Origin of the sequence: Azohydromonas aeria (genome assembly GCF_009760915.1) — a bacterium.
GTDB classification, from domain to species: Bacteria; Pseudomonadota; Gammaproteobacteria; order Burkholderiales; family Burkholderiaceae_C; genus Azohydromonas; species Azohydromonas aeria.
On the sequence record NZ_VIDQ01000037.1, the window covers coordinates 52535 to 69697 of the forward strand.

The window sequence follows — 17163 nt, forward strand, 5'->3', positions numbered from 1 at the left end:
GACATGGCATCCCGCAAACCAAGCCCTCAAGGCATTCCGCGCATCGAGTCGCTGCACGTACAGAACTACCGCGCGTTGCGTGATGTGGAACTGGACAAGCTCACGCCACTGACCGTGCTGCTGGGACCCAACGGCAGCGGCAAGTCCACCATCTTCGACGTCTTCAATTTCCTCTCCGACTGCTTCCAGTCCGGACTGCGCCATGCCTGGGACCGGCGCGGGCGGGGCCGGGAGATCAAGACCCGCGGATCGTCCGGCCCGGTGGTGTTCGAGCTGCGCTACCGGGAGCGCAAGGACACGCCGCTGCTGACTTACCGGCTGGCCATCGACGAGGGTGGCAAGGGGCCCGAAGTCGTGGAGGAATGGCTGCAGTGGCGCCGCGGCACGGCGGGCAAGCCTTTCCGTTTCCTGGACTTCCGGCGGGGAGAAGGCAAGGCCGTGAGCGGCGAGCTGCCGGACGCGGAAGACCAGCGCAAGGACACCAGGCTGCGCTCGCCGGACCTGATTGCCGTGAACACGCTGGGCCAGCTGGCGGAGCATCCACGCGTTGCCGCGCTGCGCGAGTTCATCACCGACTGGTACGTGTCCTACCTCTCGATCGACCAGACGCGCAACCAGCCCGAGGCCGGGCCGCAGGAACGGTTGACCAAGAGCGGCGACAACCTGCCCAACGTCATCCAGTACCTGAAGGAACAGCATCCGCAGCGGCTGGAGCAGATCTTTCTGCTTCTGCGCCGCCGCATTCCCCGGCTGGAGCGCGTGGAAGCCGACCCGATGCCCGACGGCCGGCTGCTGCTGCAGATCAAGGACGCACCCTTCGAGCAGCCGGTGCTGAGCAAGTTCGCCTCCGACGGCACGCTGAAGATGCTGGCCTACCTGACGCTGCTCCACGACCCGGAGCCGCCGCGCTTCATCGGCATCGAGGAACCCGAGAACTTCCTGCACCCGCGGCTGCTGCCCGAGCTGGCGGAGGAATGCCAGTCGGCGGCGGCGCGCTCGCAATTGCTCATCACCAGCCACTCGCCCTTCCTGCTCAACGCCATGCAGCCGGAGGAGGTCAGGGTGCTCTACAGGGACGAGCAGGGCTTCACGCGCTCGCAGCGGGCCTGTGACATCCCTGGCATCCCTGAACAGATGCGTGCCGGCGCCTCGCTGGGGCATCTCTGGATGGAAGGCCATTTCGGCCTGGGCGATCCGCTGGTGAACCAGGGCGCACCGCGCCGCCGCGCCGGGGGACGCGGCTGATGCTGGAAAAGCTCATCGTCTTCGTCGAGGAGCCGTCCATGGAGGCGGCGCTGGAAGCGCTACTGCCCAAGCTGTTGGGCGAGGTGGAATTCCAGATCCTGCGCTTCCAGTGCAAGGACGAACTGCTGTTGAGGCTGCCCCAGCGGCTGGCCGGCTACGCGAGCTGGTTGACGCAAAGCATGGCCATCCTGGTGTTGGTGGACCGGGACGACGACGACTGCATGTTGCTCAAGCAACAGCTGGAAAACGTGACTGCGCAGGCGCGCCTCGTGAGCAAGACGACCGCAGGGCCCGGGCGACGTTTCCAGGTGGCGAACCGCATCGCCATCGAGGAGCTGGAAGCCTGGTTCTTCGGCGACTGGCAAGCAGTGCAGGCCGCCTATCCCCGCGTGCCGGGCACCGTGCCGCAGAAGGCCGGCTACCGCAATCCGGACGCCATTGCCGGCGGCACCTGGGAGGCGCTGGAGCGGGTGATGCAGCAGGCGGGTTACTTCAAGCCGCGCCTGCGCAAGATCGAATGTGCCCGCGCCGTGGCAGAACACATGGACCCGGCGCGCAACCGCTCGCCCAGCTTCCAGGCCTTCGTATCGGCCATCGAAGCGGTCCTGGCCCGGCCCTGACCGGACACTGCCCTCAGCGAACCGCCTCGGCTTCCGGCACGCCCGGCGCCTCGATCGGCGCGTAGTCCCCATGCCCGTCGGGCCAGGGCGTGAGCACCTCGAAGCCCGTCTCCGTGACCGCCACCATGTGCTCCCACTGGGCCGAGAGCGAGTGGTCGCGCGTGACCACCGTCCAGCCGTCGGGCAGCTCGCGCACCGGGGCCTTGCCGGCGTTGATCATGGGCTCGATGGTGAAGACCATCCCCGGCTCCAGCCGCAGCCCCTGGCCGCGCTGGCCGTAGTGCAGCACCTGCGGCTCGTCGTGGTAGACCTGCCCGATGCCGTGGCCGCAGTACTCGCGCACCACGCTGAAGCCTTCCCGGTGCGCCACCGACTGGATGGCATGGCCGACGTCGCCCAGCGTGGCGCCGGGGCGCACCTGCAGGATGCCCGCGCGCATCGCCTCGTAGGTGGTGCGCACCAGGCGCCGCGCCAGCGGCCCGGGCTCGCCGACGAAGTACATGCGGCTGCTGTCGCCGTACCAGCCGTCCTTGAGCACGGCCACGTCGATGTTGACGATGTCGCCGGCCTTGAGCACCTTGGCCGACGGGATACCGTGGCAGACCACGTGGTTGACCGAGGTGCACAGCGTCTTCGGGTAGCCGTGGTAGCCGATGTTGGCCGGCACCGCGCCCTGCACGTGCACGATGTGCTCGTGGCACAGCCGGTCCAGCGCCTCGGTGGTGACGCCCGGGCGCACATGCGCGCCGATCATGCGCAGCACGTCGGCCGCCAGGGCGCCGGCGCGGCGCGCCATCTCCAGGCCCTCGGCGCCATGGATCGGGATGCGCCCGGACTTCATGCGCTCTCCTTGCGGTCGAGCTCCAGCACCTGGGCATTGAGCTTGAGCTCGTCCTGCACCAGCAGCCGGCACAGGTCGCCGTAGCGCAGCTCCGGGTGCAGTTCGCACAGCATGCCGATGCGCATCCAGTGCTCGGCCTGCGCGTTGATGCTGCGGCTCAGCGCCCCGCTGGCCACGCGCAGGTTCTCGTGCATGGGCTCCGAAATCTTGACCAGACCCATCCAGGCCTCCCGATATACGAAACGTATATGGTACGTATATTGGAAGACCCTGGCGGCGGTGCAGGCCCGGGCGCCGGCCGCCCGTGCTCAGCCGCGTCCCGGGTCCTTCACCGCCTTGAAGGTCTCGATCTCCACGTTCCACAGCTCGCCGTCGCGGCGCTCGACGCGGCGGATGTAGATGTCGTGCACCACGTCGCGCGTGGCCGCGTCGATCGTCAGCGGCCCGCGCGGGCTCTCGAAGCTCTGGCCCTTCATGGCGTTGACGAGCGCCTCGCCGTCGGTCTGACCCCTGGTGGCTTCGAGCGCCTGGCGTATCACGCGCATGCCATCAAAGCCGCCCACGGCCATGAAGTTCGGGCGCAGGCCCTTGTTGGTGGCCTTGAAGGCCTGCACGAACTGACGGTTCATGGCCGAGTCGTGCGCCGCCGAGTAGTGGAAGGCGGTGATGGCGCCCAGGGCGCCGTCGCCCATGTCGTTGAGGATGTCGTCGTCGGTGACGCTGCCGTCGCCGATGAGCCTGATGCCGGCCTTGTCCAGGCCGCGCTCGGTGAACTGCTTCATCAGCGCCGCGCCCGGGCCGGCGGGCACGAACACGAAGAGCGCCTGCGGCGCCGCGTCGCGCACGCGCTGCAGGAAGGGCGCGAAGTCGGGGTTGCGCAGCGGCACGCGCAGCGACTCCAGCACCCGTCCGCCGTTGCGCTGGAAACGGTCGGTGAAGCTCTTCTCGGCGTCGATGCCGGGGCCGTAGTCGGTGACCAGCGTCACCACGCGCTGCAGTCCGTTCTTCGCCGCCCACTCGGCCATGGTCGAGGCCGTCTGCGGCAGCGTCACGCTGGTGCGCACGAAGAAGGGCGAGCTGGCCGTGATGGACGAGGTGGCCGCCGCCATCACCACCGCCGGCACCTTGGCCTGCGTGATGAGCGGGCCGACGGAAAGCGCCAGCGGCGTGAGGCCGAAGCCGGCGAGCACGGCGACCTTGTCGTTGGCGACGAGCTCCTGCGCGATGCGGCGGGTGTTGTCGGCCACGCCGCTGTCGTCGCGCAGCAGCACCTCCAGCCGCCGCCCGGCCACGCTCGTGCCGAACTGCGCCAGGTGGAGCCGCACCGCCGCGTCGATCTGGCGCCCGGTGGAGGCGAACGGGCCGGTCATGGGCAGCACCAGGCCGATCTTCACCGGCTCGGCAGCGGCCTGGGCCCAGGCCAGGGACGGCGCGGCGGCCAGGGGCAGGGCGGAGAGCAGCAGGGTGCGGCGGCGGGGGTCGGGGCGGTGGGGCATGAGGCAGTGCGGCAGGGAGTAATTCAGTGTGCGGAATGCTGGGGTGCCGCCCGGGTTCGGCAGCCTGGGAGATTCCCGCGGTTGCCGTGCCGGCCCAGTCCCGGCGCTTCAGCCGTTGCCGCTCTCAGTCGCTGCCGCTCTTGGCGCAACTCACCCGCGGCCCCCGCACCTCGCAGCCGAACAGGTCCGAAGCCCCCTGGGCGCCCGGCTGGCGGACGACCACCTCGACGTGGCTGGCGTGCGGCCTGAACACGGTGTAGCCGAACCCGTCGTGCGTCTTGCCGTAGGCCACCGTGGTGCCGTCGATGGCCTTGGCCGTCACCTTCTTCGCCTTGCCCGCGAGCATCGTGCCGCCGTTGCCCAGCACCAGCTGCGGCGCGCGGCCGTCGGCCAGCGACAGCACCTGCCAGAAGTGGATGTGCCCGGCCAGCGCCAGCGCGACGTTGCGCGGCAGCCCCGGCCCCTGCCGCAGCGCCTGCTGCAGCGACTGCGTCACGGGCAGGTCCTTCTTGCGCAGTGCCCACAGCGGCTTGTGCGTCACCAGCCAGGCGCCCGGCGCGATGTCAAGGCCGTCGAAGGCATGGACGTAAGCCGCGGCATTGCAGGGCGCCGGCTTCGAGGCGGGCTTCTTGCCGGCGCACAGGTCGTCGGCATTGCTGGTGTCGATGACCACGAAGCCGCGCCCGCCCACGCTGACGGCGTAGCCCGGCAGCACCTGGTCGGCCGGGTTGGCCGCATCGCAGCGCGGCGCCTGCTGCGTGGCGGGGCGCGGGTCCAGGAACAGCGCGTAGCCCAGGCCGTTGCGGCTGCAGATCTCGTGGTTGCCGCGCACGGCGATCCAGGGCGCCGCGGCCAGCAGCGGACGCGCCGGGTCGAAGAAGTCCGCCTTCCAGGTCACCCACCTGTCGCCATGCGGGCTGCCGGCGCAGCCCGACTGGCTGGCCGGGCACGCCGCCTCGCGATAGACGTAGTCGCCCACGTGCAGCACCAGGTCGGGCCGGCTGGCCGCGGCCTGCGCGGCGATCTGCGCGAACGGCCACTGGGCCGGGACGTCGCAGTCCTGGTACTTCCCAGGGTCGTCCTCGTCAGCGTCGTGTCCGCCCGCTGCGGCGCTGTCCGTGGAAGCCTTGCCCGCCTTCGGCGCCTTGCCGGCCTTGAGCCGGCAGCCGGTGTCGCCCAGGCCGACGATGGTGCCCAGCTGAGCGGGCGGCAGCGGCAGCGGCTGGCCGCCAAGGCTGGCGCCGGCGGCACCGGCAGGCAGCTGCAGCTCGCAGACGGTGACGGGAAAGTCCGCCGCCACCGCCGCCGGCACGGGCCGCGGCGCCATGGGCTGGGGGGCCGATCCGCCCAGCGTGAGCGCCGGACACGCCGCCTGCGGGTCCTCGATCACGACGCGCGCCATCGGCCCGGCGCCGTTCATCACGACGTAAGGGTGCCAGGCCGGCCCGGCGGCTCGGCCCAGGGGTGCGACGGCCAGCAGCGCCAGCGCAGCCGCCAAGCGGCCGCCATGACGGGACATGCGCAGTGGGTTCATGGAACATCCCTCCCGTTTTCTTCCCGGTTTCGCGCACGGGCACCAGCTTTCTGTCGCCGTGCCGGTCCAGTGTGTGGAAGACGCGCCACCCCGCCGCGGCACTATTTCACGCTTCGTGCCCAGGCCATGCCCGCCATGCCCGGCGGACCGTGCTTCACCCGAGAGGCCACGGGCGAAGTAGTTGTCCCGATCAATGAGTTGAGTGTCCGGGATGTTTTCCGGCAGCCGCGGCACCGGCAACCCAGCGCCGAGCGGCCTTTCCGATACCCCCTCAAAACCCCGCCTGCGCCTGCATCGACACGCTGCCGTCGGGCAGCGCGCTCCATACCGTGAAACCGTCGCCGGCCGCGGCGGCGTGCAGCGTGAGCGGCGCGCCCAGCAGCGCCGGGCGCAGCCCGCGGTAGCGGAAGCGCCGCAGCGGGCTGCCGGCCAGGCGCTGCGCCAGGCCGGCCAGCAGCGTGGCCTGCAGCGGGCCGTGCACCACCAGGCCGGCGTAGCCCTCCACGTCGCGGCAGTAGTCGGCGTCGTAGTGGATGCGGTGGCCGTTGAAGGTCAGTGCCGAGTAGCGGAAGAGCAGCGTGGCGTCGGGCTGCAGCGTCTCGCTGTGCTGCGGCGCGGGCAGGTCGGGGGCATCGGGCACGCGGGCGCCCGGCGGGCTGGGGTGCTTGTAGACGATGTCGTGCGTCTCGGTCAGCGCAACGTGCCCGCCGTCGATCAGCTCGTGGCGCACGGCGACGAAGACCAGCTCGCCGCTGCGCCCGCGCTTGTGCTCGATGGAGCGCACGGTGGAGCGCTTGCGCAGCGTGGCGCCCAGCGCCAGCGGGCGGTGGAACTCCAGCTCGCCGCCGGCCCACATGCGGTTGGGCAGCGGCACCGGCGGCAGGAAGCCGCCGCGCGCCGGGTGGCCGTCGCGGCCCAGCTCGGCCGGCGGCCGCGCCTCCAGGAAATAGATCCAGTGCCAAAGCGGCGGCAGCGGCGTGCCGACGTGGAGATCCTCCTGCGCCAGGCCCAGCGTCGCGGCCATGAGCCGGGCATGGCGCACCGAGAGCGTGTCCTCGTCCAGCGCCTCGCGGCCAATCCAGGGGCGCAGGGCGTCGAGGTCCACGGGGCCGGCGGGAGCGGCGGCGTCGGGTTCGGTCATGGCGGGGGCTTTCGTGTCCTGGTGGATGCGCCATGGTGCCCCAGCGGCCCGGGCCCGCGGCGCAGCGGCGCCGCTCAATCCGCCAGCCCGTGCTCCCGCGCATAACGCATCAGCTCCACCGCGTTGGCGACGCCCAGCTTCTGCCGCACCAACGTCTGGTAGTTCGCCACGGTCTTGGCGCTCAGGCGCAGCTGCCGGGAGATCTCCTCCACGCCGGCGCCGCGCAGCAGCGCCTGCAGCACGTCGAACTCGCGGGTGGAGAGCTTCAGATGCGGCGCGGGCTCGGCCAGCGCGGCGGCGGCATCGGCCACGTCCGCCGACAGCGCCCGCTCGCCGCGCCAGACGCGGTGCACGGCATCGACGAGCTCCTCCGGCGCGCTGCTCTTGGTGACGTAGCCGGCGGCGCCGGCACGCAGGCACTGCCGCACCATCGCCGCGCCGTCGTGCATGGTGAACACCAGCACCTTCAGCTCGGCCCGGCGCACCGACAGCCGCCGCAGCAGCTCCAGCCCGCTGCGCCCGGGCAGCGACAGGTCCAGGATCAGCAGGTCCACCGGGCAGTCGCCCGGCGCGGCCAGCGCGGCGTAGGCACCGTCGGCGTCGGCGAACTCGGCGGCGACTTCCAGCCCTTCCAGCTCCAGCAGCCGGCGGTAGCCGGCGCGCACCACGGCGTGGTCGTCCACCAGGCCGATGCGCAGGGTTGCGCTGCCGCTCATCGGGGCACCCTCGCGCTGCGCGCGGTCCCCCCAAGCGGGACGGAGCGCCACCTTCGGAGCGGCCGTGCGGCGGCGCTCACGGGTTGACCTCCGCCACGCCCGCCTCGACCGTGAAGCGTGCGCGCAGCGCCAGGCCGGGCCAGCCCGGATCGGCGCCGCTGCTCCAGTCCAGCTCGCCGCCCAGCGCCCAGGCGCGCTCCTTGATGCCGGCCAGCCCGCTGCCGCGGCGCAGCGCCGCCTCCAGGCCGTCGAGGCCGCGGCCGTCATCCCGCACCGACCAGTCCACGCGCAGCGGCCCCGCCGCGCCGCCGGCCACCCGCACCGCCAGCCGGGCCCGCGTGGCCTCGGCGTGGCGCGCCACGTTGGTCAGCGCCTCCTGGCTCATGCGGTAGAGGCCCAGCAGCAGTTCCTGCGGCAGCGCGGGCACGTCGCCGGATGCGGCCTCGAAAACCAGCTCGAAGCGCGTGCCCTCGCCGTGCGCCGGGGCGTTCCAGCCGGCCACGAGCTCGGCCAGCATCTGGCGCAGCCGCTCCGGCGTCGGCGGCGCGTCCCCTTCCACACCGGGCGCGTCGCCGGGGCGCAGGCGGGCCAGCAGCTTGCGCACGTCCTCCTGCACCCGCGCCACCTGCGTGCCCATGCCGGCGGCCACGTCGCGCAGCGCGGGCTGCTCCGCCAGCCGCCCCGTCAGCCAGGCCGCATCCACGCGCAGCGCCGTCAGGCGCTGGCCGAACTCGTCGTGCAGGTCGCGCGCCAGGCGCTGGCGCTCGTCCTCGCGCAGGCTCAGCAGGCGCAGGCCCAGCAGGCGGCGCTGCCCCTCGGTCTTCTCCTGCTCGGCCACCAGGTGCTTCAGCGCCCGCGCGATCGCCTCCAGCTCGCGGATGGGCATGGCGCCCAGGGCGCGCACCGGGCCGAAGCGCTGCCGCTCCACGTGCGCGATGGCGTCCAGCAGCGCGCGCAGCGGCCGGAAGGCGCGGCGCACGTTCCAGTGCATCACCGCCAGCATCAGCAGGCAGCAGCCGGCCAGCAAGGTGAAACTGCCGGCGAGGTTGGCCAGCGCCTCGTGCAGCTCGCTGTCGGGCGAGGCGGTCAGCTCCACGCGCCAGGCGCGGCCGTCCGGGCGCGGCACGCTCCAGCCCACGGCATGCGCCGGCCCGGCCAGGCCCAGCAGCCGCGCCACGCCGGAGGCCACGCCCGCGGGCGCGGACGGCGCGGACGGCGCCGCCGCGGCCGGGCCCGGCAGCGGCTGGCCATCGGCGTCGCTCAGCCGCAGCGCCAGGTGCCGCAGCCCCGACAGCTCGCGCAGCGCCGCCAGCGCCGCGGCGTCGTCCTGGTGCGCGATCTGCGCCAGCGCCGCGCCGGCGCGCGCCAGCGCCAGCGAGCCCTCCATCTCGCGCCGCGTGTCCTCGCGCGCGCGCAGCAGGCCCAGCACCAGCGACAGCGCCAGCGCGCCCAGGGCCACGGCCAGCGCACGGCGCATCACCAGCCGCGGCAGCTCCATGGGCAGCGGCGCGGGGCGCGGGTCGGCGGGACGGGCGGGAATGTCGGGAATTTCTCCCGGCGGGGGGGCGCCGGGGCCTGCATAGAGTGAGCGCATACAACAACGACTGAACGACTGATCGTGGGACGAGGAGACTTGGCAGTGAGAAGCAGGACCATCCGTGCCCGCCAGCCGCGACTATCGCCGCTGGCCGGGCTGTTGCAGCGCGCGGTGCTGCCCGCGCTGGCGCTGGCGGCGACGCAGGCCGGCGCCCAGGAGCCGCCGGCCCCGGCGCAGCCGCCGGCGGCCACCGTCGAGATCATCGGCACCTCGCCGCTGCCCGGGCAGGGGGTGGATCGCAACCTGCTGCCCTACGCCACGCAGAGCGTGCGCCGGGAGCGGCTCGACGAGGCGCAGGCCGACAACCTGATCGACTTCATGAACCGGCGCCTGCCCGGCGTGCAGGTCAACGACGTGCAGGGCAGCCCGTTCCAGGGCGACCTGACCTACCGGGGCTTCCGCGCCTCGCCGCTGCTGGGCGCGGCGCAGGGATTGTCGGTGTACGTGGACGGCGTGCGCGTCAACGAGCCCTTCGGCGACGTCGTCAACTGGGACCTGATCCCGGAGTTCTCCGTCAACAGCCTGACGCTGGTGCCCGGCGCCAACCCGGCCTTCGGCCTCAACACGCTGGGCGGCGCGCTGTCGCTGACCACGCACACCGGCCTGACCGCGCCGGGGCTGCGCGGCGAGCTCTCCTTCGGCAGCTTCGGCCGCAAGCGCGCCGACCTGAGCTACGGCACCAGCAGCGACGACGGCTGGCACAGCTACGTCGCGGGCTCGGTGTTCGACGAGAACGGCTGGCGCGACCACTCCGAGGGGCGCCTGGGCCACCTGCTGGCCAAGGTCGGGCACCGCGCCGGCGACACCGAGTGGGACCTGGCCCTGCAGCTCGGCCGCAGCCGCCTGGTGGGCAACGGCCTGGTGCCGGCCTACACGCTCGACGACGACGGCGCGCGCACGCCCGACCTCTACGTCGCGCGCCGCGGCGCCGTCTACACCCACCCCGACCGCACCACCAACCGGCTGGCGCAGCTCAACCTCAACGCGCGCCACCAGCTCGACGCCAGCACCGAGCTGGCCGCGCTGGCCTACGTGCGCCACTCGCGCCGCGACACCGTCAACGGCGACCAGGCCGACGACCCCGAGGACGACGCCAACGCCTCCTTCAACACCACGCGCACGCGCCAGAAGGGCATGGGCGCGGCGCTGAGCCTGTCGGGCAAGAGCGGCGCGCACCAGTGGCAGCTCGGCACCTCCATCGACGCCAGCCGCACGCGCTTCGGCGAGACCGAGCAGGAAGGCACCTTCACGCCCGACCGCGGCGTCGCGCCCGGCGACGAGGAGGCGGAGCCGGGTGCGCGCGTGACGGGCCGCTCGCTGGCCTTCGGCCTGTACGGCACCGACACCTGGCAGGTGGCGCCGCGCACCCACGTCACCGGCACGCTGCGCTGGAACCACGCCCGCGTGAGCAACCAGCTCACCAGCGTGGACGACGACACCGGCGAGGAGCGCGTGCGCCCCAATGAGAAGTTCCGCTACAACAGCCTCAACCCCGCGCTAGGCGTGGCGCACCGGCTGGAGGGGGGCCCGACGCTGTTCGCCAACCTCGCGCGCAACAACCGCGTGCCCACCGTGATCGAGCTGGGCTGCGCCGACCCCGAGGAGCCGTGCCGGCTGCCCGCGGGGCTGCAGGCCGACCCGTACCTGAAGCAGGTCGTCTCGCGCACCGCCGAGGTCGGGATGCGCTGGCCGCTGTCGCGCGCGCTGCAGGTCAACGTCGCCGCCTTCCGCACCGTCAACCGCGACGACATCCTGTTCCGCAGCGTCAGCGCCACCAGCCAGCAGGGCTACTTCGAGAACTTCGACAAGACCCGCCACCAGGGCGTGGACCTGGAGCTGCAGGGCCGCGCCGGCGCGCTGTCGTGGAGCGCGGGCTACAGCTTCCTGCAGGCCACCTACGAGGCCGCGGGGCTGCTGCGCCAGGGCGAGCGCAACATCGCCGTGACGCCGGGCACGCGCATCGCGGGGCTGCCGCGGCACACGCTCAAGCTGGGCGCGGACTGGCGCTTCGCGCCGGGCTGGAACCTGGGCGGCGACGTGCAGCTGCTGTCGAGGCGCGGCACCGCCGGCAACGAGGACGGCCGCATCGAGGACGGCGAGGACAAGCGCGTGGACCTGGGCCTGCCCGGCTACGCGGTGGTGAACCTGCGCGCGAGCTGGCGCCCACAGGCGACGCCGCAGCAGCGCGGCTGGGAGCTCTGGGCCAAGGTCAACAACGTCTTCGACCGCCGCTACGAGAACTTCGCGGCGCTGGCCGGCACGGTGTTCGATGCGAGCGGCAACTACACGGGCGTCGAGCGCGACGCCGTGTTCGTCGCCCCCGGCGCGCCGCGCAGCGTGTTCGTGGGCGCGCGCTACCGCTTCTGACCCACCGGGCTCGCGGCGGCGCCGGCCGGCGCCGCGTCGCGCGTGACCCAGCGGATGCCCTGGCACACCAGCAGGCGTGCCAGGGCATTCTTCCATTCCGGAATGCCGCCGTTCAGGAACAGCGCCGCCAGCGGCAGCAGGGCGCCCGTGTCGGTTGAGCGGGCAACGGATCTGCCGCGGCAAGCTGCCGGGCATCGGCTCTTGACGCGCCGGCGGCACGGTGCCGGCGCGGGTGCCAATAAGCGCACGCTTGCCTGCGGATTGGGTGGCGGCCTAACCTCGCTGGCCATGGATGAGTTCCTGCTTCCTCGCGTCGCTGCGGGCCTGCCGCCTGCTGGTGGCTCCCGCCTGCGCCGCCGCGGCCCGGGCCACCGGCGCCAGCCGGCCGCACCCGGTTGAGCCCGGCGGTCGGCCGCGCGCAAGCCTTGCGCGCCGCGCTGGCCGCCGGGCCGGCTGTCACGCATGCCCGGGGCGCCGCTGGGCCGAGCCTCGGGCCCGGCATCGAACAACGAGGACAACAACCATGAACATCCTGAATACCGACGAGCGCACGCTCACCGAGCTGGACCATGCCCGCATCGCGCGGCTGCTCGGCGCGCAGGCGAGCCCCGACCATCCCATGGCCGCCGTGCTGCACCAGGCCGAGCTGCTGCCCGGGCGCGAGGTGCCGGCCGACGTGGTGACGATGCACTCGCGCCTGCGCCTCACCGACCTGGACAGCGGCCAGGCCCTGACGCTCACGCTGTGCTATCCGAGCGATGCCGAGCCCACGCGCGGCTTCGTGTCGGTGCTCTCGCCGGTGGGCATGAGCGTGCTGGGCCTGCGCGTGGGCGAGGTCGCGCGCTGGCGGCTGCCCGGCGGCTGGGAAGGCGCGGCGCGGGTCGAGGCCATCGAGTTCCAGCCCGAGGCCAACGGGGTCTACACGCTGTAGGCGGCGGCGGGTGGGCCCGGGCGACAATGCTGGCCATGCCCGCCATCGACATCCGCCCCGCCCGCATCCCCGAGGACCTCGACACCGTGCGCGCGCTGTTCCTGGAATACGCGCGCAGCCTGGATTTCGACCTGTGCTTCCAGGACTTCGACGCGGAGCTGGCCGGGCTGCCGGGCAAGTACGCGGCGCCGGGCGGGCGGCTGCTGCTGGCCTGGGACGGCCCGGACCATGGCAGGGCACTGGGCTGCGTGGCCCTGCGGCCCATCGGCGAGCCGGGCCGCGGCGACTGCGAGATGAAGCGCCTCTTCCTGCGCCCGGCCGCGCGCGGCACCGGCCTGGGCCGGCGCCTGGCCGAGCGCATCTGCGACGAGGCGCGTGGAGCCGGTTACGCGCGCATCTGCCTGGACACGGTGCCGAGCATGGCGCCGGCTATCGGGCTCTATGCGGCGCTGGGCTTCAAGCCGATCGAGCCTTACGTCTTCAACCCGATTCCCGACACGCTGTACCTGGGCCTGGCGCTGTAGCGCGGCAGCCCGCCTACTGCTGCGCCTCCTGCGCCTGCGAGGCCATGCGCGCCGGCGCGTTGGCCGCGCCGTAGCCGTCGTAGCCGCCCAGGCGCTGCACCAGCTCGAAGAAGAAGCCGCTGCCCTCGTAGCCCTCGGTGTAGGCATGCAGGTAATCGCCCTGCGCGCCGCGGTCGAACAGCACGCCGTGCGCGCGCAGCCGCTCGACGAAGGCCGCGTCGAGCTCGAAGCGCGTGGGCAGGTCGTCGTAGTAGTTGTCGGAGATGGGCACGAAGCGCACGCCCTGTGCCTTCAGCCGCTCGACGCCGGCGAACAGGTCGGCGCTCGCGAAGGCGATGTGCTGCACGCCCACGCCGCCGCTGGCCTGCGCGGCCTGCGCCATGCGCGTGCGCTCGCTCATGCTCATGTTGAGCACCAGGCGCAGGCGCCGCGCCGCATCGGCCATGCCGGTGCTGCGGATGAGGCCGAAGGGGTCGGCGAACTTCACGGCGTCGGCGGCGTCCAGCCCAAGCACCGCGCGGCAGAACAGCACCCAGGTGTCGAGCCGGTCGGGCGTCAGGCCGATGGCCAGGTGGTCGATGGCCTGCAGCCCCGCGTCGCCTGCGCCGCCATCGGCTTCGAGGATGAAATCCTTCTCGAACAGCCCGTCCTCGCCCAGCGCCGCGTCCACGAAGTGCACGACGATGCCGCCGGGCGACACGATCGAGGGCAGCCGCTGCTCGCCCGTGCCGGTGGGCGCGTCGTAGCGCGCCGACTGCAGCGCCGTGGCGCGGTTCAGGGCGCCGACGGGGTCGTCGGTGCGCAGCCCCAGCGCGCACACCGAGGGGCCTTGCAAAGCGAAACGCTCGCGCGCGGCGGAGGTGGCCTGCTGGTTGAGCACGATGGCGATGCCGCCCTGGCGGAACAGCGTCACCGCCTTGGAGCGGTGCCGGCCCGCAAAGTGAAAGCCCAGCTGGCGCAGCAGCGCGCCCAGGTTTTCGGCATGCTCACCGTCCACCGCGAACTCGATGAAACTCAGGCCGCTGAACACCGGCACCGGCGGCGGGCTGAACAGCACCTGGCGCTGCAGCAGCCGCACCGCGTCGGCGTCGCCGGCCGGGGCCTGCTCCAGGCGCTGACGCACCTCGCCCTCCAGCCACAGCAGCGAGCGCATCGCGTCCACGGCAATGCGGCGGTTCGGCGTGGCGCGGAACACGTCGTTGAAGATCTCCAGCGACAGCGGCCCGCCGTAGCCGGCGCGCACGCACTGCTCGAAGAACGTCGCCACGTCGAACTGGCCCTGGCCGGGAAAGTTGCGGTGGTGGCGGGCCCAGTCGATCACGTCCAGGCCCATCAGCGGCGCGTCGGCCATCTGCACGAAGAAGAGCTTTTCGCCCACCTCGGCGATGCCCATCGGGCTGTCGCGCAGCGAGGCGGTATGGAAGCTGTCCACGATCAGGCCCAGGTGCGGGTGGTCCGCGTGCCGCACGATGTCCCAGGCCTGGCGCCACTTGTTGACGTGCCGGCCCCAGGCCAGCGCCTCGAAGCCGACGCGCAGGTTGCGCCGCGCGGCGCGCTCGGCCAGCTGATGCAGCTGCTCGGCGGCGAGCTGCGCGTCGGGCAGTGCCAGCGGCGAGGTGTTGGAGCACACCAGCATCAGCGGGCAGCCCAGCGCCTCCATCAGGTCGAACTTCGCTTCCGCCCGCCGCAGGCTGCGCTGGAAGGCTTCTTCAGGCATGCCCTCGAAGTCGCGGAAGGGCTGAAACAGCTCGACCCTCAGGCCCAGGTCGTCGCACCGGCGGCGCAGCTCGGCGGCGGACAGGCGCGCGTTGGTGAAGTCGGGCTCGAACAGCTCGATGCCGTCGAAGCGCGCGGCGGCGATGGCCTGCAGCTTGTCGCGCAGCGTGCCGGAGAGGGAAACGGTGGCGATGGAGCGGCGCATGGGTGTAGCACTCCCGGGCACGGGATCAGGATTGCCGCTCGGCCAGCAGGCGGCGGAAATGCGCGTCGATGCGCGCGGCATCGGGCTCGCGGCCGGTGAACAGCTTGAAGGCGCCCACGGCCTGGCCCACGGCCATGCCGCCGCCGTCCACGGTGCGGCAGCCCCTGGCGCGCGCGGCCCGCAGCAGCGCGGTGTCGATGGGGAAGTACACCACCTCGGACACCCACAGTTCCGGGCGCAACAGTTCTTCCGGCAGCGGCAGGCCGGGCATCTTGTCCATGCCCATCGGCGTGGCGTGGATCAGGCCCGTCGCGTCGGCGATGCCCTGCGCGATGCCGGCCACCGCCACGGCGCGGCCGTCGCCATAGAGGCGGTTGAGCTCGGCGGCCAGCCCCTCGGCGCGCGCCGGGTCCACGTCGTAGAGGCGCAGTTCGCGCACGCCCATGCGCAGCGCCGCATGCGCGATGGCCGAGCCGGCGCCGCCGGTCCCGAGCAGCAGGACCCGGGACAGGTCGGCATCGGGCAGCTGGCGTTGAAAATTCCAGGACCAGCCCGAGCCGTCGGTGTTGTGGCCGATGAGCTTGCCGTCGCGGTGCACGACGGTGTTGACGGCGCCCATGGCGCGGGCCTCGTCCGACAGCTCGTCGAGCAGCGGGATGACGGCCTGCTTGCACGGGAAGGTGACGTTCAGCCCCGCGAAGCCCATGGTGCGCACGGCGGCCAGCAGCGTGGGCAGCAGCTCGGCGCCGGACTGCGTGGTGTCCAGGTCGATGAGCTGGTAGTGCATGCGCAGGCCGTGATGGCGCGCTTCCTCCTCCTGCATCGCCGGCGTGAGCGAGCGCTGGATGCCCTTGCCGATCAGGCCCACGAGCAGCTTGTGGTTCGGAAAGTCGATGGAAGTGGAGGAGGACATGGGGGACTTCTGGATTCGTTGATGCAAAGAAAAGGGGCGGCCGAGGCCGCCCCCGAAGCGCACGCCTTACTTGCGGACCTTGGCGATCTCGGCGTAGAGCGCCTTGACGGTGTCGGCGCCGACCACCGCGGTCTGCTTCTCGATGACGGGTTTCACCTTCTCGCGCAGCTTGGCGACCTCGGCGGGCGGCAGCTCGGTGACCTGCATGCCCGACTTCTTCAGGTCGTCCAGCGCCACGTCGGCCTGGGTGCGCGAGACGCCGCGCTGGAACGTGGTGGCCGCGGAGGCGGCGTCGGTGATGATCTGCTTCTCCTCGGCGGAGAGCTTGTCCCAGAACTTCTTCGACACGACCACGGCCTGCGGGTTGTAGACGTGGCGCGTGAGCGTGAGGAACTTCTGCACCTCGTTGAGCTTGTTGGCGCGGATGACGGTGGCTGGGTTCTCCTGGCCGTCGATGGCCTTCTGCTCCAGCGCCGGGTAGACCTCGGGGAAGGGCATCGGCGTGGCATTGGCGCCCAGCGCGTTGAAGAGGTCGATGTAGATCGGCGACTGGATGACGCGGATCTTCAGCCCCGCGATGTCGTCGGCCTTGGCGATGGCGCGCTTGCTGTTGGTGAGGTTGCGGAAGCCCAGGTCCCAGTAGTTCAGGCCGACCAGGCCCTTGGGCTCCAGCTTGGTGAACAGCTTCTTGCCGAAGGCACCGTCGGTCACAGCGTCGGCTTCCTGGGCGCTGTTGAACAGGAAGGGGAAGTCGTAGACCGCGAACTCCTTGACCTGCGCCTGCAGGATGCCGGCGTTGAGCACCGTCATCTCGACGGTGCCGCCCTGCAGGGCCGAGACGGTCTGCACGTCGCCGCCCAGGGTGCCGCCCGGGAACAGCTTTACCTGCATCTTGCCGCCGGACTTCTGCGCCACCAGGTCGGCGAACTTCTGCGCGCCCTGGCCCTGCGGATGCTCCTTGGGGTTCTGGAACGCGAACTTGATGGTGTGCTGGTTGACCTGGGCCTGGGCCGACAGGGGCAGCAGGGCGACGACCGCGGCGGCGGCAGCCGAAGCGAAAAGGGTGCGCACGAGCTTCATGGGGACGGTCTCCGGGAGTTGTAGGAGTGGGACAGCGCCTTGGGGGCAGGGGGCCGGCCGCCAGGCCGGCATTCGGAATTCGGTCGGGAACTCAGTTGGCCAGCCAGCGCGCCGGCACGATGACGAGGGACGGGAAGAGCACCAGCAGGAACATCACGGCGAACTGCGCCGTCATGAACGGCAGCACGCCGCGCGTGACATCGTCCATCTTCATGCGGCCCACGCCGGCCACGACGT

General features: G+C 72.2%; 16 protein-coding genes and 1 pseudogene. 5 read left to right on the plus strand and 12 right to left on the minus strand.

Annotated elements, in window-relative coordinates:
* Positions 1-3 precede the first annotated feature (3 nt).
* A complete protein-coding gene (locus tag FJ694_RS20520) occupies positions 4-1245 on the plus strand; it encodes an AAA family ATPase (RefSeq protein WP_157269193.1) in 1242 nt (413 codons plus the stop codon).
* A complete protein-coding gene (locus FJ694_RS20525; RefSeq protein ID WP_259373174.1) occupies positions 1245-1865 on the plus strand; it encodes a DUF4276 family protein in 621 nt (206 codons plus the stop codon). The genes FJ694_RS20520 and FJ694_RS20525 overlap by 1 nt, the downstream gene beginning before the upstream one ends.
* A gap of 13 nt (positions 1866-1878) precedes the next feature.
* On the opposite strand, the gene map is transcribed toward FJ694_RS20525, so the two are convergent.
* The 7 genes from map to FJ694_RS20560 form a co-directional block, all read right to left on the minus strand.
* Complete coding sequence (gene map, locus FJ694_RS20530; protein ID WP_157269197.1) at positions 1879-2706, minus strand: type I methionyl aminopeptidase; 828 nt, start codon at positions 2704-2706, stop codon at positions 1879-1881.
* The gene (locus FJ694_RS20535) at positions 2703-2927 is read right to left on the minus strand and encodes a ParD-like family protein (RefSeq protein ID WP_157269199.1); all 225 of its coding nucleotides are present in this window, start codon (positions 2925-2927) and stop codon (positions 2703-2705) included. Before FJ694_RS20535 ends, map begins: the two co-directional genes overlap by 4 nt.
* Before the next feature lie 87 nt (positions 2928-3014).
* The gene (locus tag FJ694_RS20540) at positions 3015-4202 is read right to left on the minus strand and encodes an ABC transporter substrate-binding protein (RefSeq protein ID WP_157269200.1); all 1188 of its coding nucleotides are present in this window, start codon (positions 4200-4202) and stop codon (positions 3015-3017) included.
* Positions 4203-4326: 124 nt separating this feature from the next.
* Complete coding sequence (locus FJ694_RS20545; RefSeq protein WP_157269202.1) at positions 4327-5736, minus strand: metallophosphoesterase; 1410 nt, start codon at positions 5734-5736, stop codon at positions 4327-4329.
* 271 nt (positions 5737-6007) lie between these two features.
* Positions 6008-6877, minus strand: coding sequence for an HTD2 family dehydratase (locus FJ694_RS20550; RefSeq protein WP_157269203.1), 870 nt, complete (start codon positions 6875-6877; stop codon positions 6008-6010).
* A gap of 74 nt (positions 6878-6951) precedes the next feature.
* The gene (locus FJ694_RS20555; protein ID WP_157269204.1) at positions 6952-7593 is read right to left on the minus strand and encodes a response regulator transcription factor; all 642 of its coding nucleotides are present in this window, start codon (positions 7591-7593) and stop codon (positions 6952-6954) included.
* 76 nt (positions 7594-7669) lie between these two features.
* Positions 7670-9187 (minus strand): histidine kinase, encoded by a 1518-nt coding sequence (locus FJ694_RS20560; RefSeq protein ID WP_157269205.1) that lies wholly within the window; start codon positions 9185-9187, stop codon positions 7670-7672.
* A 45-nt stretch (positions 9188-9232) separates the two neighbouring features.
* Between FJ694_RS20560 and FJ694_RS20565 the strand changes: the two genes are divergently transcribed.
* Positions 9233-11557: a TonB-dependent receptor gene (locus FJ694_RS20565; RefSeq protein WP_232540148.1), complete on the plus strand. Its 2325-nt coding sequence runs from the start codon at positions 9233-9235 to the stop codon at positions 11555-11557.
* On the opposite strand, the gene FJ694_RS20570 is transcribed toward FJ694_RS20565, so the two are convergent.
* Positions 11545-11847 (minus strand): hypothetical protein, encoded by a 303-nt coding sequence (locus FJ694_RS20570; protein ID WP_157269206.1) that lies wholly within the window; start codon positions 11845-11847, stop codon positions 11545-11547. The genes FJ694_RS20565 and FJ694_RS20570 overlap by 13 nt on opposite strands.
* A gap of 233 nt (positions 11848-12080) precedes the next feature.
* Here FJ694_RS20570 and FJ694_RS20575 point away from each other — a divergent pair, with 233 nt between their 5' ends.
* Together FJ694_RS20575 and FJ694_RS20580 are read left to right on the plus strand one after the other, a co-directional pair.
* The gene (locus FJ694_RS20575; RefSeq protein WP_157269207.1) at positions 12081-12488 is read left to right on the plus strand and encodes a GreA/GreB family elongation factor; all 408 of its coding nucleotides are present in this window, start codon (positions 12081-12083) and stop codon (positions 12486-12488) included.
* Positions 12489-12523: 35 nt separating this feature from the next.
* Positions 12524-13012, plus strand: a complete 489-nt coding sequence (locus tag FJ694_RS20580; RefSeq protein ID WP_198320914.1) for a GNAT family N-acetyltransferase — start codon at positions 12524-12526, stop codon at positions 13010-13012.
* Between the two features lie 13 nt (positions 13013-13025).
* Here FJ694_RS20580 and FJ694_RS20585 read toward each other — a convergent pair whose 3' ends face one another.
* From FJ694_RS20585 to FJ694_RS20600, 4 genes and pseudogenes are all read right to left on the minus strand, one after another.
* Positions 13026-14933: a bifunctional sugar phosphate isomerase/epimerase/4-hydroxyphenylpyruvate dioxygenase family protein gene (locus tag FJ694_RS20585; protein ID WP_157269209.1), complete on the minus strand. Its 1908-nt coding sequence runs from the start codon at positions 14931-14933 to the stop codon at positions 13026-13028.
* Positions 14934-14958: 25 nt separating this feature from the next.
* Positions 14959-15846, minus strand: coding sequence for a shikimate dehydrogenase (locus FJ694_RS20590; protein WP_157269210.1), 888 nt, complete (start codon positions 15844-15846; stop codon positions 14959-14961).
* A gap of 66 nt (positions 15847-15912) precedes the next feature.
* Positions 15913-16926 (minus strand): TRAP transporter substrate-binding protein, encoded by a 1014-nt coding sequence (locus FJ694_RS20595; RefSeq protein ID WP_157269211.1) that lies wholly within the window; start codon positions 16924-16926, stop codon positions 15913-15915.
* Positions 16927-17017: 91 nt separating this feature from the next.
* Positions 17018-17163 (minus strand): annotated as a pseudogene (locus FJ694_RS20600) (L-dehydroascorbate transporter large permease subunit); the annotation flags it as partial.